This is a genomic window from Dellaglioa sp. CoH-57-MRSF-20 (genome assembly GCF_056781955.1).
This window is the reverse complement of the sequence record NZ_JBXAXV010000313.1, coordinates 1-247: the sequence shown is the minus strand read 5'-3', so window position 1 is coordinate 247 and position 247 is coordinate 1. Positions and strand designations below refer to the sequence as shown.

At 51.4% G+C, this 247-nt stretch carries 1 protein-coding gene; it reads left to right on the top strand.

Annotation, left to right across the window (positions count from 1 at the left end; all coding sequences use genetic code 11):
• A partial coding sequence (locus AC1RPN_RS09150) for a hypothetical protein (RefSeq protein ID WP_481763871.1) occupies positions 1 to 247 on the top strand: 247 nt, incomplete at its 5' end.

Here is a 247-nt window from a genome sequence, read left to right as displayed (position 1 = left end):
GAACCGAGCTTACCCAAATTTTCACGGAGCAATGATGGACCTGCTAATAGCATTGGCGTTCAATCTGCTACTCATGCTCGCTATGGCAGTTGGCGGTTGGGTTGTGGCGTGGTTTGCCACACGAAAAGATACCGAACTTGTAGGGGCTGCACCGAAGGCTATTGCTGGGTTTATGGCAGGCGCTGTGGCAGTTTGTGTTCTTGGCATGATCCTCAAGGACTGCATGCGCGCAAAGGGAGTTTTGTAA